This is a genomic window from Burkholderia sp. WSM2232, assembly GCF_000472545.1.
Classification (GTDB): domain Bacteria; phylum Pseudomonadota; class Gammaproteobacteria; order Burkholderiales; family Burkholderiaceae; genus Paraburkholderia.
The window spans coordinates 225,354-250,095 of record NZ_AWZV01000009.1 but is presented as its reverse complement, the minus strand read 5'-3'; the positions used below and the strand labels follow the sequence as shown (position 1 = coordinate 250,095).

The window sequence follows — 24,742 nt, the reverse complement described above, 5'->3', positions numbered from 1 at the left end:
GACCCAGCAGGCCGCCGCCGATCACCGTGCCGGTCTTCGAGCGCGCGCCGCATTCCTGCATTGCTTCGAGATCCTCGATAGTTCGGTAGACGAAGCAATCGCGCCGCTCGCGGCCCTGCACCGGCGGCACGAACGGCGAGGAGCCGGTGGCGATCACGAGCTTGTCGTAGGCGAGCGTTTCGCCGGTGGCGAGCGTGACCGNGCGCGCGTTACGGTCGATCGACACGGCTTTTGCATTGAGCTTGAGCAGCACGTTCTCGCGCTCGAAAAAGCCCGGCTCGACAAGCGAGAGGTCNTCCGCGGACTTGCCCGAAAAGAATTCCGACAGATGCACGCGGTCGTAGGCGGGACGCGACTCTTCGCACAGCACGGTGATGTCGAGGCCGTGAGCGGCGTCCTGCGCCAGACACTCGACCAGTTTGTGACCGACCATTCCGTGACCGATTACGATGATTTTCATGAGCGCGGTTTTCCTCGAAGTGCTGGGCGTCGGTCGCCGCGCTGCCGTCGTCGGCAAAGCGGCGCCGGAAATAAAAACGGCGTCCCGCGAACCCAGTCGATGACTGAGTCCGGGGGACGCCGTTGTCCTGTCCGTGGTGCTGCTGCAAGCGCTTTGTGTAACGCTCGCGGCGGATCGCCGTTGATCCGATGGGCGGGTTAAACGCAAAGGCTATGCCAATCACGCCTCGCGTGCCTGCGAGCCCCGCCGCACGGCGCTTCGAGCGCAATTGCGATGGCCGGGCCGACCCTGAGCGCAGGACACATTTCGATGCAGCCGGCACAGCAATGGTGCGACGCAGCACTTCGTGCGTGCCAAAAGCGGGCGTCACGGCGGTGCGTGCGGTGCTGCGCCTGACTGCATTCAGCGCCGACAACGCGGCACCAAATGGCCCCGCGAAGCGGCGTAGCGCGGCTGGAGCGGCGGCTTTATATGTCCTGTGCAACGCATCGCTGCGACCTGCCGCGATCCGTTGGCCTGGTCCTTGCATAACATGGCGCGATATCAGTCGTGCTCGCGCAAAGCAATCAGCGCGAACGGCTCGAGCCCCTCGCGAGACACAACGTCGTGCCTCGTGCGGCTTAAAACCCTGGCAGTACAGCAATATCGGACAACGGCGTCCCCTCGTGATCAGCACGAGCGGACGCCGTTTTTGTTTGCGCGTCGGCGCCACGCCAGGGCGCCGGCGACACAGTGAATGAGAAGGACATCGCGATGAACACGAACTCCGGCAAGGTCACCTTATTGAGCGCCGGTCCAGGCGAACTCGATCTGCTCACGTTGCGAGCCGCCAAAGCGCTCGCGGCCGCCGACGTCGTTCTGCTCGACGACCTGGCCAACCCTGAAATTGTGACGCTGGCCCCGCAGGCACGCGTGATTCGCGTAGGCAAACGCGGCGGCTGCCGCTCGACCCCGCAGGCTTTCATCGAACGCCTGATGCGCCGTTATGCACAGAAAGGGCTGCACGTGGTGCGTGTGAAAGGTGGCGAAGCGCTGCTCTTCGGCCGCGCCGGCGAAGAGATTGCGAGCTTGCGCGGGGCCGGCATTCCGGTTGCGATCGTCAACGGAATTTCGTCGGGCTTCGCGGCTGCGGCGAGCCTGGGCATCTCGCTTACGCATCGCCGTCATTGTCATGGCGTGACGTTCGTGACCGCGCATACCGAAGATCACGGCGAACCGGACTGGGCCGCGCTGGCGGCCACGCGCACCACGCTCGCCATTTATATGGGCATGCGGCGTATCGGCAGCATCGCCGACGCCTTGCTCAGGAGCCTGCCGGCCGAGACGCCCGCGGCCGTCGTGCAGTGGGCCGGCAGCGTCGACGAACGGCGTCTGCTGACGCGTCTGGACCGGTTGGCCGCCGACGCGGACGAGGCGGGCTTAGGCAGTCCCGCCGTGATTCTGGTGGGCGACGCGATCGGCGAAAGCGAGCCGGCGCTGTGGGCACGAGACATGGCATCGCGCGAGGAAGCGGTGCACGCGCGTGCTGCGTGAAGTGCGGGAAGTGGGTGAACTGCGAGAGAGTAGGTCAGCAAAGGCCGGTGCAGCGCAAAGACTGGTGCGGGAACGCACGTGAATACGCACGCAAATAAACAAATAGCGCAGCCGTCCACCGTACACGGCCGGGACTCAGAGACCTAGTCGCCGAAACCAATCTCCGCTTCGAGCTCCTGCCCTACTCGCAGCCACGTGCCCGCACCGCTCGTCACCACCGCGTTGTTGCCGAACGTGACCGCACCGTTGCGCCGCGGATTCGCGCGATACACGCTCAGGGTATCGGACGGTTCGTTGGGCCATTCGGGGTCGCGCTCGCCCTTCGCCTGATCGATGGTCGGCATCGGGCAGCGCGCGCATAGCTTGACGAGTCGCAGTTCGACACGCGCTTCAGTCGGCTGCGTGCCGTCCATGCCGAGCGTCTCCACATAGTCTTCTTCATACGCATCGAGCCCGGTGAGCACGATGTTCGGACGAAACCGGTCGATCGGAATGGAAGGCGCGCCCTTCGCATTCAGCCGCGTGTTCAGGTCGTCGAGCGACGCCTGACCGATCACGAGCAGCGGAAAGCCGTCGGCGAAATAAGTCGTCGCCCCGCCCACGCTCTGCGTATAAACCGGATCGACAATGCGCTCGCGCTCAGGATCGAAGCGCAAAAGCCGCACGGGCATGCCAAGGAAGTCCGAAAACCACGCGGCGCACGCTTCACCCGTGTCGAGTCCGTAGGCGTCATCCCGCCACACCTTTGTCGCAACTCTGGCGGGCGCGCCGAGTCGCGCGGCGTCGAGCGGCGTGCGCAACTCGCTCATGCCGGGCGCGCGGATCACCAGGTCGTGCCCGGCAATTTCCACCTTGATCAACGCCATGCGCGGATGCGCGCGCTGCGTGAGCATCGCGCCCTCCGCATCGACGGCCATCCAGTAACGATCGTACTCGAGCCCCGTAGCGAGAAGACGCGCTTCATTCAGCGCGATGCCCGCGCACGATTTGACCGGATAGATAAAAAGCTCGCTGATGATCGGCATGATGGGGGGCCCGTACGGTTCGTAGGGTTTGTTATGTATGAGGGCTCGATTGTAAATCGGCCACGGCCGCCTCGCTCGAACCTCGATCCGCAGGGGCTCCGGCCCCGCCCCCCGGACGCCAGCCGTTTCCTCCACGCGCAGCTCGACGTAGAATTCCAAGGCTTGGCACCCGCATTGCCCATGCAGGCAAGGTAAGCGAATTCAAGCGCGGCAGCGCGTTTCATTGCCCGCCGCGGTGCCCACCGCCTCCTGCACGCGCCGGGCGAACGTACGGACGCATCCCTACCATGAACGAGACAGGACATTGATTATGCTGAGCAAACCCGTGTTGACCGTAGCGGAAACGACCCGCATTCTCGAGGCCGCGCGCGCCGAAGCGGAGAAGAACAAATGGGCTGTCGCGATCGTCGTGGCCGACGACGGCGGCCACCCGCTCGGCATGCTGCGGCTGGACGGCAGCGCGCCTGCGAGCGCGTACATTGCCACCGAAAAAGCCCGCACTTCGGCAATCGGCCGCCGCGAAACCAAGGTATACGAGGACATGATCAACAATGGTCGCACCGCGTTCCTCAGCGCCCCGCTCTCGGGTACGCTGGAAGGCGGCGTGCCGGTCATCGTCGAAGGCCAGGTGGTCGGCGCGGTCGGCGTGTCGGGCGTAAAGTCCGACCAGGACGCGCAAATCGCCAAGGCCGGCATTCAGGCACTCGGCCTCTGAACCTGCCGCGGCGAGAAGCATTGCCCGCGCTTCACGAATGCCGTCGTGATGGCGTGGCCCACAACGGGACGCAGCAAAACGGAAAGTAGCTTTACCGGGTAGTAGCCCCAACGCGAGCCGATACCCCACAGCGGCCGCATTCAGACAGATGGAGCAGTCGATGACTCAGATGAACCCGCGCGGCGAACTGCAGGTCGCCGTCAATCTCGAACAGTTCGTCGAAACGGAAGCCCTGCCCGGCACCGGAATCGACAGCGCCGCATTCTGGTCGGGTTTCGACGCCCTCGTGCACGAGCTGGCGCCCAAAAACCGTGCGCTTCTCGCGGAGCGCGACCGCCTGCAAACAGAACTGGACAACTGGCACCGCGCCAACCCCGGGCCGGTGCGCGACCTGCGCGCCTATCGGGCGTTTCTCGAGGGCATCGGCTATATCGTGCCGGCACCGTCGAACGTGAAGGCCACCACTGCGAACGTCGACACGGAAATTGCCGAACAGGCGGGCCCTCAACTCGTGGTGCCGCTGTCTAACCCGCGCTATGCGCTGAATGCAGCGAACGCGCGTTGGGGCAGCCTCTACGACGCGCTCTACGGCACGGACGCGATTCCCGAGACCAATGGCGCCGACCGGCAGAACACCTTCAACCCGGTGCGCGGCGCCGCGGTTATCGCCTACGCCCGCAAATTTCTCGACGAAGCCGCGCCGCTTGCGAACGGCTCGCATGCGGACGCAACGGGTTATAGCGTAAAGGACGGCAAGCTCGTCGTCGCGCTGAAAAGCGGCGCCAGCGAGCTGCAGACGCCCGCGCAGTTCATCGGCTATCAGGGCGAGGCCGGCGCGCCCTCGGCCGTGCTGCTCAGGCACAACGGCCTGCATTTCGAAATCCAGATCGATGCAAACGATCCGATCGGCAAGACCGACGCTGCGCACGTGAAGGACGTGGTGCTGGAAGCGGCGGTCAGCACCATCATCGACTGCGAAGATTCGGTGGCGGCCGTGGATGCGAACGACAAGGTCCAGCTCTATCGCAACTGGCTCGGCCTGATGAACGGCGATCTGACCGAAGAGGTCGCGAAAAACGGCAAGACGTTCACGCGGCGCCTGAACGCGGATCGCGAATATGTCGGCGCCGACGGTAAGACGCCGGTCGCGCTGCATGGCCGCTCGCTGCTGTTCGTGCGCAACGTCGGCCACCTGATGACCAATCCGGCAGTGCTGACGAAAGACGGCGCGGAGATTCCCGAAGGCATTCTCGACGCGGTAGTGACCACGCTGTGCGCGCTGCACGATCGCAGCAACAGACTGAACTCGCGCACCGGCTCCATTTATATCGTCAAGCCGAAAATGCATGGTCCGGCTGAAGTCGCGTTCGCAAGCGAGTTGTTCGCGCGTGTCGAAGATCTGCTGAAGCTGCCGCGCAACACGATCAAGATGGGCATCATGGACGAGGAGCGCCGCACGAGCGTGAACCTGCTTGCCTGTATTGCCGAGGCGTCGGAGCGCGTTGCGTTCATCAACACGGGCTTCCTCGACCGTACCGGCGACGAGATGCACAGCGCCATGGAAGCGGGCGCGATGATGCGCAAGGGCGACATGAAGTCGAGTGCTTGGATTGCGGCGTACGAGCGCAGCAACGTGCTCGTCGGCTTGCATGCGGGCCTGCGCGGCCGCTCGCAGATCGGCAAGGGCATGTGGGCCATGCCCGACCTGATGCATGCAATGCTCGAGCAGAAAATCGTTCACCCGAAGGCCGGTGCGAACACCGCGTGGGTGCCCTCGCCAACCGCCGCGACACTGCACGCGCTGCACTATCACCAGGTCGACGTGCAAGCGGTGCAGCAGGAGCTGGAGCGCACGGACTACGCAAAGGTGCGCGACGAACTGCTGGACGGCCTGCTGACGATTCCTGTGGTCGAAACGGCAAACTGGAGCGCCGACGAAATTCGCGCCGAACTGGACAACAACGCACAAGGCATTCTCGGCTATGTGGTGCGCTGGATCGACCAGGGCGTGGGTTGTTCGAAGGTACCGGACATTCACGACGTGGGTCTGATGGAAGACCGCGCGACGCTGCGTATATCGAGTCAGCACATCGCCAACTGGCTGTATCACGGCGTGGTGACGCGCGAGCAGGTGGAAGAGACTTTCAGGCGCATGGCGAAGGTGGTGGATCAGCAGAATGCCGCCGATCCGTTGTACAAGCCAATGGCGCCGAACTTCGACACAGTTGCATTCAAGGCCGCGCAGGCGCTGGTGTTCGAAGGCCGTCAGCAGCCGAGCGGCTACACGGAACCGTTGCTGCACAAATTCCGCCTCGAAGTGAAGAAGGGCTGAACATGACGGTCCCCGCGACTCGAACGGATGCAGGTTCGGGCGCGACAAAAAAAGACGGGCGCCTCGCGTGGCTGCGGGGCGCCCGTTTTCAAAGCGCTTGATGCTGCCGCGCTCTCTGCGTGATCAAATCTGCTTCATTCGACGCTCTGTGATCGAGGCTGACTCAGTGCGGCGCACGAAGACGACTCCCGAACGCGCCGTTCTCCACCCTCGTCAAGCCGCTTCAGCGGTGTACTGTGCTGGCAATGCCTGTCCGCTTGCCTGTCCGTTTGCCTGCGCGTTTGCCTGCATATAAGCGTGCAGATACGCTTCGAACTCGTCCTTCACCTCGGGATGACGCAGCGCGAACTCCACCGTCGCCTTCAGATAGCCGAGCTTGCTGCCGCAATCGAAGCGCGTGCCGAAGTAGCGATACGCAAGCACCTGTTCTTCGGTGAGCAGCGACTGGACCGCATCGGTCAACTGCAATTCGCCGCCGGCACCGGGCTTGAGCGCGCGAATGTGCTTGAAGATGGTCGGCATCAGCACATAGCGCCCGACCACGCCGAGGTTCGACGGTGCCTTGTCCGGCGCCGGTTTCTCGACAATGCCGGAGAGTTTGATGACGTTGTCTTCCCACTCGCGGCCGTCCACGACACCGTATGAACGGCTGTCTTCGCGCGCAATGGTTTCCACGCCGATCACCGAGCTATGGTAGTGATTGAACGTATCCACGAGCTGGCTCATGACCGGCTTCGAGCTGTGCAGCAGGTCGTCTGCGAGAATCACCGCGAACGGGCTCTGACCGACCAGTTTTTCGGCGCACAGCACGGCATGGCCGAGACCCAGTGCTTCGGCCTGACGGACATAGAAGCAGTCGACGTTGGCCGGCTTGATGCTGCGCACGAGATCGAGCAGCTTCTGCTTGTTGCGCGCCTCGAGTTCAGCTTCGATCTCATACGACTTGTCGAAGTGATCTTCAATAGCGCGCTTGCTGCGGCCTGTTACGAAGATCATCTCGGTGATGCCGGCAGCAACTGCTTCTTCGACAGCGTACTGGATCAGCGGCTTGTCGACGATAGGCAGCATTTCTTTCGGACTTGCCTTGGTAGCCGGCAGGAAACGTGTCCCGAGGCCCGCTACGGGAAACACGGCTTTGGTGACTTTCAGCATGATAGGCATTCCCAGATCGGTTAGAAATTGGTTTGCGGGGCATGGCAGCCCTTCGACGTCGGCGCAAAGGCTAACAAAAAAGCCACGCGAGATCACGCGTGAAATTTCTCAAACAGTACTTAATAAAGCCAGTTTGCGTGGATTTGCGCTTCGCATAATATGAAAGACAGCAAGATTTACAGCGCGCACTCGAATTATTTTTGGGCGATTCCGAAAAATTTACCCGTCGTGCCGTAAGCGGGACGGGCCGCAGGCGTTCTTCCATACGGCCCGCCGAGCGGCCTTCAAGAGCGGGCTTCCTCGTTTTCATCCAGTTGCGGCAGCTTTCCCGAATTGATCCGGAAACGCCGGATGGGCTCGTTGCGCAACGCCTCCCGGTAGGCGGAGGCGGCAACGAGAATCAGCAGGACGGCCACGCCGGCAAGCAAATGCAGGTTCATGATTACACCTCTCATCAGGAGAATCCCTGCTGTAAATTAGCATGACAAAAGGGACAAATAATTGTTCGCTTTGCAGGCAGCGGCGCAATTACAATTCGTCACAAAATGGCGGCTCTAAACGAAAAGATGGCGAAAAGATGGCCGATTTTTTATCCATTTTTTTGAGCGCGCGGTGCACTAGCATGTGATGCACCGCGCGCCGCACGCGCGCGAATCCGCACTGCCACACTTCGAATAAAGGACCGCGCATGAGCGACTCAGCACTGGAAGCCGCCGGCTCATCCCTGCCCCTCACGCCCCACGCGAGCCCCGTCGCGCACCGCGCCCAAAGCGAGGCTCGCGCCGACAGCGCTGGTAAAGAACACGTGATCGACGCCATGCGAGGCTTCGCCGCGCTGCTCGTCGCGTACTTCCATTGCCGGCAGATCGAATGGGTCGGCATGCAGGCTTTCCACCAGAACGCCGGACATTCGTTCAACCTGAGCACGATTGCCGCGTATCTGACCTTCCCTATCGCGTGGGGCTCGGCCGGCGTGCCGATTTTCTTCGTGATCAGCGGCTACTGCATTCACCGTAGCGCCGCAATGAGACTCGCGGGCAATCCGGCGTACCGGCTCGACGCCGCGAACTTCTGGGCGCGCCGTTTCGCGCGCATTTATCCGGTGCTGCTCGCGGCATTGCTGCTGACGCTCGCACTCGACTGGTTCAGTCTGCAATTGCCCCCGGTGAGTCACAAGATTCGCGAGATCGGCGTCGGCGCTTTTCTCGTCAATCTGTTTTCGCTGCAAGGCGTGGCGGGCAAGACGTATGGCTCGAACGGCGCGCTGTGGACGCTCTCGCTCGAAGTGCAGTTCTATGCGATCTATCCGCTGCTGTTCGCACTGCGCCGGCGTATCGGCATGAGCTCCGTGCTGGCAATCGTCGCCGTGGTCAACGTCGTGTCGGCGTACGCGCTCGAGCGGCACGACATTCAGTTCTTCACGTCGTACTGGTTTTCGTGGACGCTCGGCGCATGGATTGCCGACGCGAAAGCGCACGAGGCATCGCAAACGCGCTCGTCGCGGTGGCTGTATGCGCTCGCCGCAGCGTTCGTCGCGCTGGGCTGCGCGGCGTTTCATTTCGGACAGTACGGCGCGTTCCAGTTGTGGGCGATCGGCTTCGCGTTCTATCTGTACCGGGCGCTCGAGGGCCACAAGGCAAGCGAAAGCAGGCGTATCGGGCGCGCCAGTTGGGGCATGCGGCTTCTGTCGCGCTTTGGCGACTTCAGCTTCTCGCTGTATCTGATCCATCTGCCGATCTTCGTGCTGCTGTCCTCGCTGCTGTACCGCTCGTCGCTGCAGATGTCGATCTGGCCGTCGTTCGGATACATGCTGGTCGCCGTGCCCGCCGCCTACGTGTTCTACCGGCTCGTAGAGTTGCCGGCAATGAAGTGGTCGGCCAGCTTCAAGCCGAAAACGAAAGGCGCATGGCAACGGTCGTGAAGCGAAAAGAGCCGAAGGCCGGCGAGTTTCTCGCTGACCTTCGGCTCCGTTGTGCCGGTCTGCGCTGCGGCAACTTATGTCGCCAGCTTTTGCTGTATTGGTTTGTGCAACGCCAACTTCGTAACGCCAACTTCAGCAACGCCAACTCGCGCATGCCAGCTTCCGCAACACCAGCTCCATAACGCCACCCGCACTAGCTCACAACCGCGTACTGCGCTTTTTTGAAGGTCTAGCGCGCCGCAGTTAGAGCCGCGCGCCAGATCTCCAACCCATCATGCGCGAGCAGCCTTTCCTGCGCCCGCCACGCGCCTCAGGATCCGCTCGACGCTCTCCACGTAGGCATCGGTTCCAAAGCGGCTGAGCGCCGTCCTGTAGCCGTTTTTGACGAGCCTTGCGCGCAGTTCGTGGTTCGAGCGCAGCTCGGCCAGTGCGTCGGCCAGCGCGTGCGCGTCGCCGGGTGTGCACAGCACGCCATTTTCGTAGTCGTCGACAATCTCCAGCACGCCGCCCGCGCGCGCAGCCACCACGGGCCGCTGCGCCAGCATGCCCTCGACGATCACGCGGCCAAACGGCTCCGGTGTAATCGACGTATGCACCACCGCGTCGACCGCGCACATGCACGCCGGAATATCGTGCTGGAAGCCGAGAAAATGCACACGGTCGCCCAGCTTGTGCGCGGCGACGAACGCATGCAGTTCAACCTCGTACTGGTCTTCTCCGAACAGCGGCGCGCCCACCAGCACTGCGTGCATATGCGGATTGAGCACCATTGCTTCCAGCAGCACATGCTGGCCCTTCCAGCGCGCAAGGCGGCTGAACGAGCCGACGAGAAACGCATCCGGCGGCAAGTTCAGGCGCTCGCGCAGCGTGGCTTGCGGCACATTGCGCAAGGCGTCGAACGGCGCCGCGGAGATGCCGTTGAACACGACGTCGACGCGCTTGTCGTCAAAGCCGGTGAGTTGCGCGAACGCACGCGCCGACGCAGCAGAATTCGCGATCACATGGGTGAGGCCGAGGCGTGCGCACCATTTGATGATCGCGAGCTGCTTGCCGCCGAAATGCTCGGGGCTCACGATATCGCGCAGATGCCACACCACCGGCCGCTTCGCGAGCTTGCCGGCCACCGCGCCGATCACCATCGCGCGCTGCGTGTTCGCATAGATCACCTGTGCGCCGCGCGCGCGCCTGGCGGTCGCGCGAACGAGCGACATCAAGCCTTTGAGCGCCGCGCCCTTGGGCAGCGAGCCGCCCTGCTTGCGCACGTTGCGCAGCGCGCCGGCGTCCAGCACTTCCACACTCACGCCCGCCTTATCGAGCGCCGTGCGAAACGGGCCGTCGTCGAACAGCACCACTTCAATGCGCGAGCGCAATGCCTTGACGATCTCGAGCAGTGACAACTCGGCGCCGCCTAGCACTCCGCTTTGATCGACGGCGAGAATGCGCGGTGCGCTCGCGCCAGGCGTGGCTCGATACGGCACGTAGGGCGGCAGCGTTGCATTGCGCAGTGCCGGCACCGCGGCGCGCACATGGGCGAAGAAGCGCTCACGGAAATTGGCCGCGGAGAAACGCTCGGCATTGGCACGGCAGTCAAGCGGCGAAAAGCGCTTGACGTGTGCTTCAAAACGCTCGATTGCGGCGATAATCGACTCTTCGCTCTGCTCGTCAAAGAACATGCCGGTCGGGCGCGGCTCGGACAGGTCACGCACGGTTTCGAGCGCCCCGCCCTTGCCATAAGCGACAACGGGGGTGCCGCACGCCTGCGCCTCCACGACCGAAATGCCGAAGTCTTCCTCCGCGGCGAAAACGAAAGCCTTGGCGCGGCTCATCCGGTCCTTGAGCACATTGAACGGCTGATAGCCCATGATCTCGACATTCGGGCCAGCCTTTGCGCGGATTTTCTGCATGTCCGGCCCGTCGCCGATCACGACGAGCTTGCGCTCGGGCATGCGTGCAAACGCCTGCACGATCAGATCGATCTTCTTGTACGGCACCATGCGCGATGCAGTCAGATAGAAGTCTTCCTTCTCAGTGCACAACGTGAACGCTTCTACGTCGACGGGCGGAAAGATCACCTGCGCGTCGCGCTGATACACCTTCTTGATGCGACGGGCAATGAACTCCGAGTTGGCGACAAAGCCGTCCACCGAGTTCGACGTGCGGATGTCCCAATTGCGGATGTAATGCAAGATCAGCCGCGCCATCGCCGACTTGGGTCCGCTCGTGAGCTTCGACTGCTGCAGATACTGGTGCTGCAGGTCCCACGCATAGCGGATCGGCGAGTGCACATAGCTGATATGCACCTGGTCAGGGCCGGTGAGAATGCCCTTGGCCACTGCATGGCTGCTCGAGATCACCACGTCGTATGCGGACACGTCCAGTTGCTCGATCGCAAGCGGCATGAGCGGCAGATACGTGCGGTACTTGCTGCGCGCGAGCGGCAGATTCTGGATGAACGACGTGGTAACGGGCTTGCCGCGCAGAAAGCTGCGGTCGTCGAGAAAGTCGACGAGACTGAACAGGTCCGCGTCGGGAAAGCACGCGACGATCTGTTCGAGCACCTTCTCCGCACCCGCGTAAGTGACGAGCCAGTCATGCACAATCGCAATGCGCACGGCTTTTTCGTTGCGCGCCGCGCTGTGCCGCGGTGGCGTGTGCACCGCAGGAACGGTGGTAAGTTCGGCCAGTGCGCTGCGCGTCGGCGGTTGCAGCACGGCTTCTTCAAGGACTTCGTGGTTCATGCGCTTTTCCTCGGATTCAGTCGCAACAGCAGTGAGCGCGCCAGATCGCGCAAAGCCGGAGTCATCGTGATGGACCAGGCGATGTTCGCGCCGACCATCAACACGCCGGCTACGATCGCCATGGCGAGGCCCGGCAGGAAGCTGGAAAGCCACAGGCTTGCCAGCAGGAAAACGAGGTGCGCCAGCATGTCGAGCGCGATCTGCCGCGCACGGATTGCAGAAAGCCGCAGCAGTACGACGTAGTCGAAGAGCGCGCGGCCGGCCACCGCCATCGCCGCGCCAGTCAGGCCGAAATGCGTGATGCCGAGCCACAACGCCCCTGCAAACAGCGGCAATTCGAAGAGGCCGACGCGTGCGGCCGTGGCCGGATTGACCTGCGACTGGATCAGGATGCGCGTCACGTTGGCCTGCCCGACAAGCCACACGGCCACGATCATGATGCGTCCCACGGGTGCCGCGACGGTGGCGATCTCATTGCCGACCCACAGGTGCAGGAACGGTTCGAGCACGAGCATCGCGACGAGGGCGACGGGCGTAAACACACCGTTGAGAAATTCGAGCGACTGCTGCGTGATGGTGTCGGCGTCCGCACGTCCCACCGCCGAGAGCCGTGGAAACAGAGTGCGCACCATCGCGGTGGGTACGATGTTCAAGCGCGTCACGAGGTTTTGCGGCACCGTGTAGTACGTGACGAAGCGCGCGCCGAGGCCCGTGCCCAGCATCACGCGGTCGAGCGATTCGGCGATCATGTTGGTGACGCTTGCAATCAGCATCCACCCGCCGAAGTTGAAGAGCCCCTTCGCCACGCCGAGCTGGGGCGGCAGAATACTGCGTATCTCCAGCACCTTCAGCGCCGAACGGCCGAGCAGAATGGCGGCGAGAATACGCGCGAGCACCGCTGCGGCAAGCACGTTCTGCAGGTTCGCGCCCAGCCACAGCGCCGCGCCGAGCGGCAATAGCTGGAACAGGAAGGTGCCGATGGTCTGGTTCGTGTTGTACACGCCGAACCGCTCGGCACCGTTGATCGCGCCCGCGAATACCCACGACACGTTGGCAAGCGGAATCGCCACGGCGAGCCACGGCAGCGCCATGTAGACCTCATGCTGAAGTTCCGGCGAAACCTTCGTGAAGTACGCGGTGTAGAGAAACGCGCCGAAGTAAATGATCAATCCGCCTATCACGCCGGTTGCGAGATTCAGCCATGTCGCACTCCAGAACACCCGCGCGCTTTCGCCCTTGTCGCCCGAGGCGCGCGCCTTCGAAATGTGATTCTGCGCGGCCATGCTCATACCGAGATCGAGAATGCCGAAGTAGCCGATCAGCGTCCACACGAGACTGATCACGCCGTAGCGTTCGACGCCCAGCAGTTTGATATACGACGGCACGGTGACGAGCGAAACGAAAGTCGGCAGTACGAGGCCGAAGAAATTGATCGCTACGTTCTTGAGAATGCCTTTGTCCATCGGGTGCCCTGGGTTCGACTACGTTTGCCGGTGTTGTTGTTCATGTGTTCGTGCCGCGCCATGCCGCGGCGGCGCAGCGCGCCGTGCATTGATTCCGTCATGGCTTCCAGCGGTACATCAGCACCTTGCCGCGCGCGTCTTCCTCGACGAACACGAGGTACTCGCCGTTGCTGCGCTTCGCCGCGCTAATGCCGTTGGGCACGTCCACCCAGCCGGACGCACGGCCCACTTCCGGGCCCGGCCGGATCACGCCGAGCTCGCGGCCGTTGTCCTTGTCCCATACGTGCACCGCGCCCACCGGCTCGACGCCGAAGATGTACTGCCCCTCGACCGTTACGCCGATGATCGTGGCGATGGGTTTGCCCTGCGTCTGCCAGGGCAGCGTGATCGAATAGCGCTGCACCGGCTTGCCGCTCGACCATTTGTCGTAGCGCACCAGCACCCGGCCGACTTCCTTCCAGAAGCCGCGCTCTGTCGGCATATCGGGCGTATAGCCGGTGACGTACAGCGTGTCCGTGTCGGGTTCGTAGATCGTGCGATGCAGTTCTGCAAACGGTTGAGGCACCGGGTATTGCGTGATGTCGGAATACGCATAGACGGGGTTGCCCTTTGCGTCCAGGCCGCCAAAGCGGAACCGGTAAATGCCCTTCGTGTCGCGCGTGCGCCAGATGTCGCCGGCGGTATCGACCCACCAGCCCCAGCCGCCCGCGAGCTTCGTGCCGCTTGTATTGAGCGCGAATTCGTCGACATTGAATCTGCCGTCGCCGTTTGCGTCGCGCCAGATCCAGTCGCCGCCTGGCGGCGCATTCGGCACTTTCGCCACCGCGCGCTCGCGGCCCGCGATAAAGCCAGACGGAATCGCCGTCTCGCCGTCGTGCTGCGCGTCAAAGCGATAGATCTTCAGATGGTCCGCATACATGTCCGTCAGATACAGGAAGGTGCGGCCCTTCAATTTGCGGGCGATAGGCAGGCCTGGATACTGGTCCGTGTGAAAAACCGGGTCGTCGGGATACCTGAAGCGGTTGGAGAGGAATCCGACATATTTCCAGTCCTGCCCCGCAGGCTTCGACAGATCGAGTTCGAAGCGCTTGTTGCCGGTATATACGCTGTCGGGGCGCGCCGGATCGATCCAGGCGCCGTCGACGAAGAGCAGCCCCTGCACCAGCCAGTTCTGCTTGCCGTCGGGCGCGTAGCTTTCGAGCGTCGCGCCAAGGCCCGCGCCGATCGGCTCGTAACGCGGGCCTATACCGTTGGTCGATACATAGACGTTGCCGCGCGCATCCACGCCCACGCCGGTGAGTCCGTTAAAGCGCTGCGGCCCCGGCCGTCCTGCGACGCCGCTGAAAATGCCGCCGCGCTCGCCGAGCGAACCGGTTTGCTCATAACGTCCGTCGCGCTTGTCGAAGAACAGCACCTGCTGACGCGGTCCGTTATCGGCAATGAGCACACGGCCTTTCGTGTCGACGGCGATGTCCACCGCGACTGTGCCGGCCGGCAACTCGAAGTTCTCGTCGATGCGTTTTCCGGCCGGCGTGTAGTGCTCCACATGCGGCGCGCGATCGTTGCGCGTGCCGCTCAGCACCCACAGCGTGCCGTCCGGCGCGAGCGCGAGGCGGCCCGGTTCGTGCACGCTCCACGTGGCCTTCTGCTGCATCGATTCGGCGTCATACACCTCAACGCGATCGCGCGCCGTGTTGGCTGCATACAGCGTCGCGTCGCTCGCCGCAAGGCCGCCGATTTCGGCGCTCGTGCCGGTCGGCACTTCGTTCATCATCAGAAAGCCGGCCGCGAGTTGCGCATGCGGATCCGCGCGCTTCGCCGCGGGCTGGAACGGCGCGGCCTGCTTCGGATCGGCAATCTGCCGGCGTGAAATGCCGAACCACTGCTTGCCTTTATCAGGCCACACGCCCTGCCCGACGAGGCGCCCTTTCTCATTGCCGACCGCAATCGCAACGAACGCATACTTGCGATTGATGGCGATCGCGTTGCCGCCGCCATTGCCCCAGCCATGCGTGCCGCCCGCGAAACCGAGCATCTTGCCGTTCTGGTAGACGCTCGCCTCCGCTCCGCTCTCATCCCACGGCGCATTCGTATAGACCTTGCCGTCGGGCGCGACGGCAATCGCCGTAATGTTGATCTGCGTCCACGTGCCGTCGCCGAAACCGAACGTATTGCCGATCCACGACGTTTTCGCGTTCAGCGCCGTTTCGGCGCGCGCGGCAAAACCGGCCGACAAGGCGGCCAGTCCAACAATGCACGCGCATACCGCGAGACGGCTCCTGAACGTGGTACGGGGCAAGGCAGGTCCTCCAGTCGAAAACGGATCGATGCTTCACAAAACGGCGGTGTTGCGGCGCTGGCGCGCACGAACTCGAGCCCACTCAGGCGTGACGGCAATCAGAATGACCGCATGCGCCAGGAGCCGCCTTGAAAGGCGAAGCACGAGAGTGCGGCCATTGGCTACGCGGGTCACGAGTATTCAGAGCGCGTCTGCATGACGGAGCGGATCGCGGTGCTCTGCGCACGCGCCGTCCTTCGCCACCCACTGCGCACGGCTCACATTACGCGTAAAAAACCTCGCGACGAAAATCGAAAATAATTCAAAAATATTCGATGATTTTGATTGCAATAAAGAAATCAATTTGAAAATCGATTAAAGGGAAAGTTTGCCTGTCGGGTGCCGCACGCGGCGCATGTCTGCCGCCGCCTTCGCCTTGTTTTTACCGGTGCCGTGCCGTTTCGCCGGCAGGTTCACCACTTCATTCAGGGCGTCGCCGGGATGGAGACACTAGCAGCGAACAACCACGAAACGCGCCGGCAAAAGCATAACGAAACACCCTGTTGCAATCTGATTCATTTATCCATTTCATTCGCGTTTTTTCGCGATTTTCTTTTGCCTAGAATCGATTGCAATCTTGTCGCGGCCGTGACGGGCGCGGCCCTCTTTCGTGCAACGCCCTGCGACTTCCGCGGCCTCCCCGCTTCACACCATGGACGGTTCATGACTGCTAGCGCCCTGCCCATCGCGCCTTCCCATTCACGCCGCATCGTGCAGCTCGACGGCTTGCGCGCGATCGCCGTGCTCGCGGTGTTCGCGCAGCACGCGCTGAAAGCGCCGCTGTGGATGGGCGTCGATCTGTTCTTCGTGCTGAGCGGCTTTCTGATCACCGGCATCCTGCTCGAGCGCAAGGCGCGCGGGCAGTCGTATTTTGGCTACTTCTACGCACGCCGGGCGCGGCGCATCCTGCCGCCGTATCTGCTGCTCATGGTGGTGTCGTCGATCCTGTTCGGATTCGGCTGGGCGCAGCATTGGCAGTGGTACGCGTTCTTTGCGACCAACATTGGCGACGCGCTCAATCAGAGCGGCCACGACAGTCTGAACGTGCTGTGGTCGCTCGCCGTCGAAGAACAGTTTTATATTGTCTGGCCGTTCGTGATCCTGCTCGTGCCCGAGCGCGTGCTCGCGTGGGTGGCCGCCGCGCTGATCCTGCTCGTGCCGGTGCTGCGCGCGGTGGCTACGCCGTGGTTCGATTCGTTCTGGCCGATCTATTACCTCACACCGTTTCGCATGGACCTGCTTGCGGCGGGCGCGCTGCTCGCCGTCGCGGTGCGGCGCGATCCCGACGCGCTCGAACCGTTCAAGGGCGTCGCGGTGCTCGGCATGCTCGCCGCCCTCGCGGCGCTCGCGTGGCTGCATCTGCACTTTCCGCGCTTTCGCGCAGCCAATACACCGCTGTCGAACGCGGGGCTCTATAGCATCTCGCTGGTGCTTTGCACGTCCGTCGTGGTCATCGCGCTGCAAAGCCGCGGCATCGTCAAACGGCTGCTGTGCAATCCGGTGCTGGTGTATATCGGCACCATCAGCTACACGATTTATCTGATCCACCTGAGCGTGCTATATGCGCTGTGGCCGCTGAACATGAGCCGCTATGTGACGGCCGCGCTCGCGCTGGCAATCACCCTCGCCTACGCGAGCCTCACGTGGTTTGCGTTCGAAAAACGTCTGATCTTCGGTTCACGCGGCAGCTCGCACGCAACGGCCGGCGCCGCTGCGAGCGTGCCGGGCGCGGCGCCGCAAGCGCCGCAAAGCCGCGCATGAGAAACACGGCATGGTCCGCCGCCACGACGCTGCTGGCATTGCTCGCTGCGCCCCATGCGGCAGGCGCGGGCGCGGTCAACCAGGCAGCGCAGACAGCACACGCGAAGCAAGCCGCCACTGCATCACCGCGCGAGATCGCGATAGAAGCCTATGGCGACTCGACGACGCTCGGCATTTCCTGCAGCGAAGGCCATTGCGGGCCGCAGGCGCAAAACGCCGTGGCCTACCTGCAGGACGAATTGCAGATGCATCACGGCAGGCGCGTTCATGTCGTCAACTATGGCGTGGGCGGCACCACAGCCTCGCAACTGCGCGACGGCACCGGCAATCGTCGCGCCGGTCCGACGGCCGGTTTGCCGTGGCGCGCACGGCTCGCGGCATCGTCCGCGCAGATCGTGCTGATCAACTACGGCATCAACGAAGTGATGCAGAACCAGACGCCCGAGCAGTTCTACGCCGCGCAAACCGCGCTCGTCGAAACCGCGCGGGCGCTCGGCAAGGAGCCCGTGCTGGAAACGTCGAATCCGATGCCCGACAACCGGCTCAATGCACGGCTCGCCACGATGGTCGCGATGACGCGCCGCGTGGCCGTCGAGCAGGGAGTGCCGCTCGTCGACCAGTTCGCGTACATCAGCAGTCTGCCGGACTGGAAAACGCTGATGTCCGATGGCGCGCATCCCAAGCCGGGCTTGTACAGGCTCAAGGCCGAGCAGGATTTTCAGGTCGTCGAACCGCTGGTGCGGCGGCTCCTGGATGGCACGCTCTGAGGTGCTCTTTTTTCTTTTACCAATATTGAAGGCAAGCTATGAGCCAACCACGCAAAGCGATCATCACCGGTGTGTCCGGACAGGACGGCGCCTACCTGACCAAGCTGCTGCTCGACAAGGGCTATCAGGTGACCGGCACCTACCGGCGCACGAGCTCCGTGAATTTCTGGCGCATCCGCGAACTGGGCGTGATCGACCATCCGAATCTGCGCCTGGTCGAGCACGACCTGACCGATCTCGGCTCCACGCTGCGCCTGCTCGAAGGCGCACAGGCCGACGAACTGTATAACCTGGCTGCGCAAAGTTTCGTGGGCGTGTCGTTCGACCAGCCGGCGACCACTGCCGAGGTAACCGGCATCGGCGCACTGAACCTGCTGGAGGGCATTCGCATTCTCAGCCCGAAGACGCGTTACTACCAGGCGTCGACCTCGGAAATGTTCGGGCTCGTGCAGGCGGTGCCGCAACGCGAGGACACCCCCTTCTATCCGCGTAGCCCGTATGGTGTGGCCAAGCTTTTCGCGCATTGGTCGACCATCAATTACCGCGAATCGTATGGCCTCTTTGCCAGCAGCGGCATCCTGTTCAATCACGAATCGCCGCTGCGCGGGCGCGAATTCGTCACGCGCAAGATCACCGACAGCGTCGCCAAGATCAAGCTCGGCAAGCAGGACGTGCTGGAATTGGGCAACCTGAGCGCGAAGCGCGACTGGGGCTTTGCGCTCGAATACGTGGAAGGCATGTGGCGCATGCTGCAAGCGGACGAGCCGGACACTTTCGTGCTTGCGACGGGCCGCACCGAAACGGTCCGCGACTTCGTGCGCATGGCGTTCACCGCGGCCGGCTATCAGCTCGAATGGTCGGGCAAGGAAGAGCGCGAGACCGGCATCGACGTGGCCACGGGCAAGACGCTTGTGCGCGTGAATCCGAAGTTCTACCGGCCCGCCGAAGTGGATCTGCTGATCGGCTGCGCGGACAAGGCGCGCGAGAAGCTGGGCTGGGAGCCGAAAACCAGCCTCGAACAGTTGTGCCACATGATGGTTCACGCGGATCTCGGGCGCAACGAGCATCACGAGACCTTCTGAACGGGTGCGGCGTTCGCCTGCATCGCGGTTGATGTGGGTGAGCGCGGTGGCTCGTTGCGGTTCGACTTCACACACGAGCAACGCGCGACCAGCGCACGATTAGCGAAGCCGAATACTCCCACGCAAAACTCGGCGCGCAAGAAAGTGCGCAAAAAAGTGCGCGCAACAAAAAGGCGCCGGCCCTTGTAGAAAAGAGCCGGCGCCTTCGCCATTGCGCTTTCACACCTCAGTGCACTCCGCCCGCCGCAATGGCCTCCGCATACACCGCCGCCACGCGCCTGGCGATCACCGAGTTATCGAAGTTCTCGCGCGCATAGCGCCGGCATGCATCGGCGTCGGGCAGCTTCAATGTGCCGCTCAACGCGCCCGCAAGACCCGCCGCGATGGCTTTTGCGCCCGTCTCCGGCAACACGAGATTGGGTGAGAGGCCCGCCACCGCTTCGGGCAAGCCGCCCACCGGCGTGACCAGCACCGGCGTGCCCGAGGCGAGCGATTCCACGGTAATCAGCCCGAAGCCTTCGAGCGCCACGGTCGGCACCACACTGATATTGGCCGCGCGATACAGCGCCGCCAGGTGCTGATCGGGTACAAAGCCGAGCAGCTTCACATTGTCCTGCAAGCCCGCTTCGTCGATACGCGCCTGCAATTCGTCCGCAAGACGGCCCTTGCCTGCGATCAGCAACAGCACGTCCGGGTGTTGAGGCTTGAGCAGCTTCACGGCGTCGATCAGATCTTCCAGCCCCATGCGCCGCACGAGGCGCCGCACCGCCAGCACGATGGGCCGGTCCTGCGGCAATTGCAGCTTCAGACGCGCCTCTGCGGGTGTGAGCGGCAGATTGAACTGCTCGACGTCGACACAGCCAGGCACCACGCGCACGCGGTCCGGCGAGATGCGGTAGCGCGAAGTCAGGATCTTGCCAAACGCCTCCGAGAGCACGATGAGACGCGACGAACGCGCATACACGGATTGCTCCAGATAACGCTTCGCGCGCTGGCCGAGCGAGTCCGCGCCTTCGACGTGGCTCTCGTCGGCCCACGGTCCTTGAAAATGCGAGACCTGCGGAATGCCGCGCGTCACATCGAGCCCAGGAAACGTGTACAGCGCGAAGTGCGACGAGATCACGTCGGGGCGCGAGACGCCGATCTCATGGCGCAGTGCGCGGCGCGCGGCCATCAGGCGCAACGGCAGCGACTGCGCGGCGGAGCCAAAGCCGTTGATCGCGCCGCCGGTGTCCGCGGCAACCTTCGGCGAGCCGGCCACGACGCCGCGCACCGCGACGCCCGCACCGGGCAGCGCGCCGACCAGCGAGTAATACATGCGGTCGAGCCCGCCCGCGCGCTCGGGGAACCAGTGCATACCGATCTGCAGCGATTTGATTGAACTCGTCGTCATTGTCATTCCCCTTTGTGTTCTGTGAGGTATTCGGTGAGTGGTGATGCCCGGCTGCGCGAAGCCGCCATGCGGCTCGCATTCGCGCGCCGTTCACGCTGGCCGGCTTGCGGCCGGCCTGGTTCCGTCATTCCACGCTCTTGTGGCCGGCTAGCGTGTTCAGCGTCAACGCGTCGGTCTTCGCGACCACCGCGGCCTCCGCCTCGCTGCGCCGGCGGTTCTTCTGCTGCCCTTCAAGCTGCCGATAGAGCGCGATGTACTGCGCGGCCATGCGCGCCCAGCCGAATCCGGTGGCAAGCTCGCTCGCGGCCGCGCCCATCTTGCGACACGCGGCGTCGTCGGCGGCAAGGCGCGCCACTGCGGCGGCGAGCGCCTGCGGGTCGTCCGGATCGTCGAGCACGATCCCGCAATCCGGCGTGATGATCTCGGCGCCGCCCGCCGTGCGCGCGGTGACGACCGGCAGCCCGGCCGCCATCGCTTCGAGCAGCGACAGGCTCATGGCCTCGTAACGCGACGGAAAGACGAACGCATCGACGGAATGCATCAGAACCGGCATTTCCTTCACGAGCCCGAGAAAGTGCACGCGCTCTGCAATACCGAGCGCCTTCGCTTCGTCGGGGTACGGGCTGCCCGGCAGGAAACCGGCCACCGCGATATGCACGTGTTCCGGCAGATGCCTGAGCGCGGCGAGCACGGTGCCGAGGTTCTTGCGCGGCGTGCGCAGATCGCCGACGAACAGCAGCAGAAACGCATCCTGCGGCAGGCCGAATTTTGCGCGGTCGCCGGTGGCCGCCGCGAAGCCGCGCGTGTCCACACCGTTGTAGATCACGTCCACGCGGTTTTCCGCCGTCAGGCCGATTGCGCGAATTTCGTCGGCGACCTTTTGCGAGACCGCCGTGATGACCTTCGAGCGCCGGTAAGCCCAGCGCTCGAAGAGCGCGTTGCAGCGCGTGTAGATCGACTGATACGCGGACCACACGCCTTTGGTGAGGCCGAACGGGTAGTACTTGCTGCCGAGCCAGCCGCTGTGCACGAAGTGCGACGTGTTGACGTCGGCGGGCATCCACGTGATGAAGCCGTTCACGTGCAGCACGTCGTATTCACGGCGATGCGCGCGCAGCCAGAGCGCGCTTTTCAACGCGAACACCTGCTGGCGCAGCAGATTGGTGGGCCACCAGCGGCCGATTTTCATCGGCACCCAGCGGACGTTCGGATGAACCAGCAGGTCGGGCGCCACATGCGAGGCGATCAGCGTGACGCCGATGCCCTCGTCGAGCGCCGCGCGCGCGATCTCGTGGTTGACGCGCCCCTGGCCGTCGTTATGGCGCACAACGTGCGTGACAATGGCGACTCTCAATCAGTGCCTCCGTGAAAAATTGGCATGCGCGATGACGCGCTCGCGCGGTTGAGCTTTTCGTAATGCACCGCGGACAGAATCGAAAAAACGCTCGTGAAAAGCAGCAGCCCGCCGGTGCCGACCAGCGAATTGGTAAACACCAGCATCGCGAAAGTGGCAAGACACAGGCTCAGGCAGGCCGACACGTATTTGTCGCTGCGCAGCCGGAACGACGCGAGCACGGCGCGTGTGAGCAGCCAGACAATGCCCGACATGTAAAGCAGCGTGCCGGGCCAGCCGAGCACGAACGGTATGTTCATCACCCCGCTGTCGAAGTTGCCGTACTGGCCGAGTTGCCCGCCGTCGTTGGACAGCTTGGTCGAGGTGCCGGTGGCGCCCATGCCTTCGCCTGCGACATCGGTGAAGGCGGTCTTCGCGAAGGTCGCGTAAAACTCGTTGCGCGCCGCGTAGCTCTGGTCGTCGTTCAGATTGACGATGGTAGACAGACGCGCCTGCATCCGCTCGGCCACCGGACCGACGGCGAGGAGCGGCACGCACAGCCCCGCGAGCAGCACCGCGCTCGCGACAATACGCACGCGCACCTTGTTGTTCGACTTGACCAGCTGGATCAGCAACGCGATGACCCAGCCGCCCCACGTCGAACGCACGAGGCTCAATGCGAACGAGAAGAAGCCGAGCGCCGCGGCGACCCAGCGCACGCGGTGAGTGGCGGCCATCACGTAGACCATCGCGCCCATCATGGCGAACGCGAACGGTCCGGAGGAATTCATCGTGCTGAACACGCGCACGCCCATCGGCACCGCGTCGCCTTGCGAGTTCATCTGCGAGCCGAGCATCCACAGCGCATCCCACTGCGGCATGATGAAGAACTGGATCAGCCCGTAGCCGCCCATCACCAGCATGCCCCAGATGAACGTGTTGACGATGGTGTCGCGATACTCCGGATACTGGCGCGTGTGCGCCATGATGTGAAAGCCGATCAGGATCGGATAGAGCCAGTTCGCGAGGTCGTAGGTCGCCGCGAGCGGGCCGCTCGACACCACGCCGACGAGATACGCATAGACCAGCCCCAGCAGTATCAGCAGCACCGGCAGGCCGCGCCGCTGGCCCAACAACCGGTAGTAGCGCAGCAGCGAGAGCGCGCTGATCATCGTGACCGCGAGCGGCGCGACCTGGATCAGGCTGGTGGGCGTGAACGATCCTTTGGACCAGTCGGCGAGTCGGCGCACTTCCGGGCTCAGAAACCACAGCCACCACATGAAGCCGATGTAGCGCGCCGGGCTCTTGAAGTAGAGCCACAGACCCGTGAGAATCGCAAGCAACGGAAAGGCGAGCGTGAGCACCGTGCCCTGATGCGCGACGATCAGCATCGCCGTGATCAGCCACAACAGAGCCGCCGGCAGCCACTCGCGCCGGCCGCGCGACGCGCGCGCGGGGCGCACGCCGGGCATGCCTGGCACGCCACCGGCGCCGGGCATGCCGGGCGTGGGCGGAACACCGGCTCGGGAAAGCGTGGCCATCGCTTAGCGACCTCCGCGCGATTCCGGCGCGGCGCTGCGTTGCGCCTGCCCACGCGCGGCCTCGGCCGCGTCCACGTCGGACACGCCGCGGCCGCGCGCGACGGCCCGCGCACGCAGCATATCCTGCGTGATGCGCACGTGCTGCATCGCATAGTGCTCGGTGGTCAGCTCGCGCGCGACGAGACCCGCAGCGGCCGCCTGCGCCTGGCGCAGCGCTTCAATCGGCGCGGCGGCGAGGCGATCGACCGCGTCGCGCAACGCCTGCGGGTTGAACGGCGGGATGTAGCTCGCCTCGCTCGCCGGAAAATAGTCCTGCAGCGCGCCCACGTTGGTCACGACCATCGGCTTGCCCACCGCCGCCGCTTCCAGCATCACCGTAATGCCGGATGCGTGCGTGTTCGGCCGCAGCGGCACGACGATCACATCGGCCCAGTCATACAGCTCGTGCTGTTTCCTGATTCCCGAAAAGAGCGCGATTTCCACGTTCGGCGCGCGCAGCGAGGCGGGAATCCGTCGGCGCGTGGCGAGCTTCACCGTGTAGCGCGCGTCGTGGCCGAACGCCTTGATGAGCGTCTCCCAGTCGCGGTCGCGGTCGTTGCCGATCGCGGCGATGCGGATCGGCGAATGCGGCTTCCATTCGGCCGGCGCCTTCACCGGAAAGTCGCGCGTATTCAGGCCGTACAGCAAGGGCTTCGCCTCGCGATTGAAATAGCGCTTGCAGAGCGCGGCGTTTTCGCTCGCGAGCGTGGTCAGTTGGTCGGCGCGCGTCATCAGCTTGCGATACAGCCAGCTACGCACGATGCCATACGAAGGCCACTTGTCGATGAGCCACACGCTTTGCGCGAGCAGCAGCGGCGACGCGTTCGCGCCGGCCTTCCTGCCGCACAGCAGCAGCATCAATGCAGCCGACAGCCATTCCTGTTCGGTGTGCGTCCAGATCACGTCCGAGCGCAGCATTTCCGCGCGATTGCGCCACGTGTGAATGAAGTCGAAGCCGAGCGCCGCCTTCAGCGCGCGCCGCACGAGCCGCACCGGTTTGCTTTCGCGCGCGTCTTTCGAATAGGTGAGCGCAAAGGCGTCCGATTCGGCGTGGTGATAGCCATACAGGCAGCCGATGTTGTCGCCCTGTCGATAGAAACGCGGATCGGCGCCGTAAAACAGATGAACGTGGACCTTCGTTGTCATGCA

At 63.7% G+C, this 24,742-nt stretch carries 18 protein-coding genes; 7 read left to right on the top strand and 11 right to left on the bottom strand.

The window, feature by feature from the left end; all coding sequences use genetic code 11:
• On the bottom strand, nt 1-460 hold a 460-nt coding region (locus tag F757_RS0110045), incomplete at its 3' end, for an NAD(P)/FAD-dependent oxidoreductase (RefSeq protein ID WP_027211276.1).
• Between the two features lie 753 nt (nt 461-1,213).
• Between F757_RS0110045 and cobA the strand changes: the two genes are divergently transcribed.
• Entirely contained in the window at nt 1,214-1,993 is a 780-nt protein-coding gene (gene cobA, locus F757_RS0110035; protein ID WP_027211275.1) for a uroporphyrinogen-III C-methyltransferase, read from the top strand.
• Between the two features lie 143 nt (nt 1,994-2,136).
• Here the strand turns inward: cobA and F757_RS0110030 are convergent, their stop codons facing one another.
• The gene (locus F757_RS0110030; RefSeq protein WP_027211274.1) at nt 2,137-3,018 is read right to left on the bottom strand and encodes an MOSC domain-containing protein; all 882 of its coding nucleotides are present in this window, start codon (nt 3,016-3,018) and stop codon (nt 2,137-2,139) included.
• Between the two features lie 310 nt (nt 3,019-3,328).
• On the opposite strand from F757_RS0110030, the gene F757_RS0110025 reads away from it, so the two are divergent.
• A complete protein-coding gene (locus F757_RS0110025) occupies nt 3,329-3,733 on the top strand; it encodes a heme-binding protein (protein ID WP_027211273.1) in 405 nt (134 codons plus the stop codon).
• Nucleotides 3,734-3,893: 160 nt separating this feature from the next.
• Nucleotides 3,894-6,065: a malate synthase G gene (locus tag F757_RS0110020; RefSeq protein WP_027211272.1), complete on the top strand. Its 2,172-nt coding sequence runs from the start codon at nt 3,894-3,896 to the stop codon at nt 6,063-6,065.
• A 213-nt stretch (nt 6,066-6,278) separates the two neighbouring features.
• On the opposite strand, the gene galU is transcribed toward F757_RS0110020, so the two are convergent.
• Nucleotides 6,279-7,217, bottom strand: coding sequence for a UTP--glucose-1-phosphate uridylyltransferase GalU (gene galU / locus F757_RS33255; protein ID WP_084530798.1), 939 nt, complete (start codon nt 7,215-7,217; stop codon nt 6,279-6,281).
• A gap of 284 nt (nt 7,218-7,501) precedes the next feature.
• Entirely contained in the window at nt 7,502-7,657 is a 156-nt protein-coding gene (locus F757_RS36125; RefSeq protein ID WP_198021375.1) for a hypothetical protein, read from the bottom strand.
• Between the two features lie 248 nt (nt 7,658-7,905).
• Here F757_RS36125 and F757_RS0110000 point away from each other — a divergent pair, with 248 nt between their 5' ends.
• On the top strand, nt 7,906-9,138 hold the full coding sequence (locus tag F757_RS0110000) for an acyltransferase family protein (RefSeq protein WP_027211271.1): 1,233 nt from the start codon (nt 7,906-7,908) through the stop codon (nt 9,136-9,138).
• Between the two features lie 272 nt (nt 9,139-9,410).
• On the opposite strand, the gene F757_RS0109995 is transcribed toward F757_RS0110000, so the two are convergent.
• The 3 genes from F757_RS0109995 to F757_RS0109985 all read right to left on the bottom strand — a co-directional run bounded on the left by F757_RS0109995 (nt 9,411) and on the right by F757_RS0109985 (nt 15,638).
• Nucleotides 9,411-11,876: a glycosyltransferase family 4 protein gene (locus F757_RS0109995; RefSeq protein WP_027211270.1), complete on the bottom strand. Its 2,466-nt coding sequence runs from the start codon at nt 11,874-11,876 to the stop codon at nt 9,411-9,413.
• Complete coding sequence (locus F757_RS0109990) at nt 11,873-13,339, bottom strand: flippase (protein ID WP_027211269.1); 1,467 nt, start codon at nt 13,337-13,339, stop codon at nt 11,873-11,875. The genes F757_RS0109995 and F757_RS0109990 overlap by 4 nt, the downstream gene beginning before the upstream one ends.
• A gap of 97 nt (nt 13,340-13,436) precedes the next feature.
• Nucleotides 13,437-15,638, bottom strand: a complete 2,202-nt coding sequence (locus F757_RS0109985) for a hypothetical protein (RefSeq protein ID WP_027211268.1) — start codon at nt 15,636-15,638, stop codon at nt 13,437-13,439.
• A gap of 702 nt (nt 15,639-16,340) precedes the next feature.
• Between F757_RS0109985 and F757_RS0109975 the strand changes: the two genes are divergently transcribed.
• From F757_RS0109975 to gmd, 3 genes are read left to right on the top strand one after another with little or no spacing between them, the layout of a single operon-like run.
• Entirely contained in the window at nt 16,341-17,438 is a 1,098-nt protein-coding gene (locus tag F757_RS0109975; RefSeq protein ID WP_027211267.1) for an acyltransferase family protein, read from the top strand.
• The gene (locus F757_RS0109970; RefSeq protein ID WP_027211266.1) at nt 17,435-18,205 is read left to right on the top strand and encodes an SGNH/GDSL hydrolase family protein; all 771 of its coding nucleotides are present in this window, start codon (nt 17,435-17,437) and stop codon (nt 18,203-18,205) included. The genes F757_RS0109975 and F757_RS0109970 overlap by 4 nt, the downstream gene beginning before the upstream one ends.
• 38 nt (nt 18,206-18,243) lie before the next feature.
• Nucleotides 18,244-19,287, top strand: a complete 1,044-nt coding sequence (gene gmd, locus F757_RS0109965) for a GDP-mannose 4,6-dehydratase (protein ID WP_027211265.1) — start codon at nt 18,244-18,246, stop codon at nt 19,285-19,287.
• 226 nt (nt 19,288-19,513) lie between these two features.
• Here gmd and F757_RS0109955 read toward each other — a convergent pair whose 3' ends face one another.
• The 4 genes from F757_RS0109955 to F757_RS0109940 form a co-directional block, all read right to left on the bottom strand.
• The gene (locus tag F757_RS0109955) at nt 19,514-20,680 is read right to left on the bottom strand and encodes a glycosyltransferase family 4 protein (protein ID WP_027211263.1); all 1,167 of its coding nucleotides are present in this window, start codon (nt 20,678-20,680) and stop codon (nt 19,514-19,516) included.
• 124 nt (nt 20,681-20,804) lie between these two features.
• The gene (locus F757_RS0109950) at nt 20,805-22,034 is read right to left on the bottom strand and encodes a glycosyltransferase family 4 protein (RefSeq protein ID WP_027211262.1); all 1,230 of its coding nucleotides are present in this window, start codon (nt 22,032-22,034) and stop codon (nt 20,805-20,807) included.
• Nucleotides 22,031-23,554 carry a glucose-6-phosphate isomerase gene (locus tag F757_RS0109945; RefSeq protein ID WP_027211261.1) on the bottom strand — a complete coding sequence of 508 codons (1,524 nt, stop codon included), beginning with the start codon at nt 23,552-23,554 and terminating at the stop codon, nt 22,031-22,033. Before F757_RS0109945 ends, F757_RS0109950 begins: the two co-directional genes overlap by 4 nt.
• Before the next feature lie 3 nt (nt 23,555-23,557).
• A complete protein-coding gene (locus tag F757_RS0109940) occupies nt 23,558-24,739 on the bottom strand; it encodes a glycosyltransferase (RefSeq protein ID WP_027211260.1) in 1,182 nt (393 codons plus the stop codon).
• Nucleotides 24,740-24,742 lie beyond the last annotated feature (3 nt).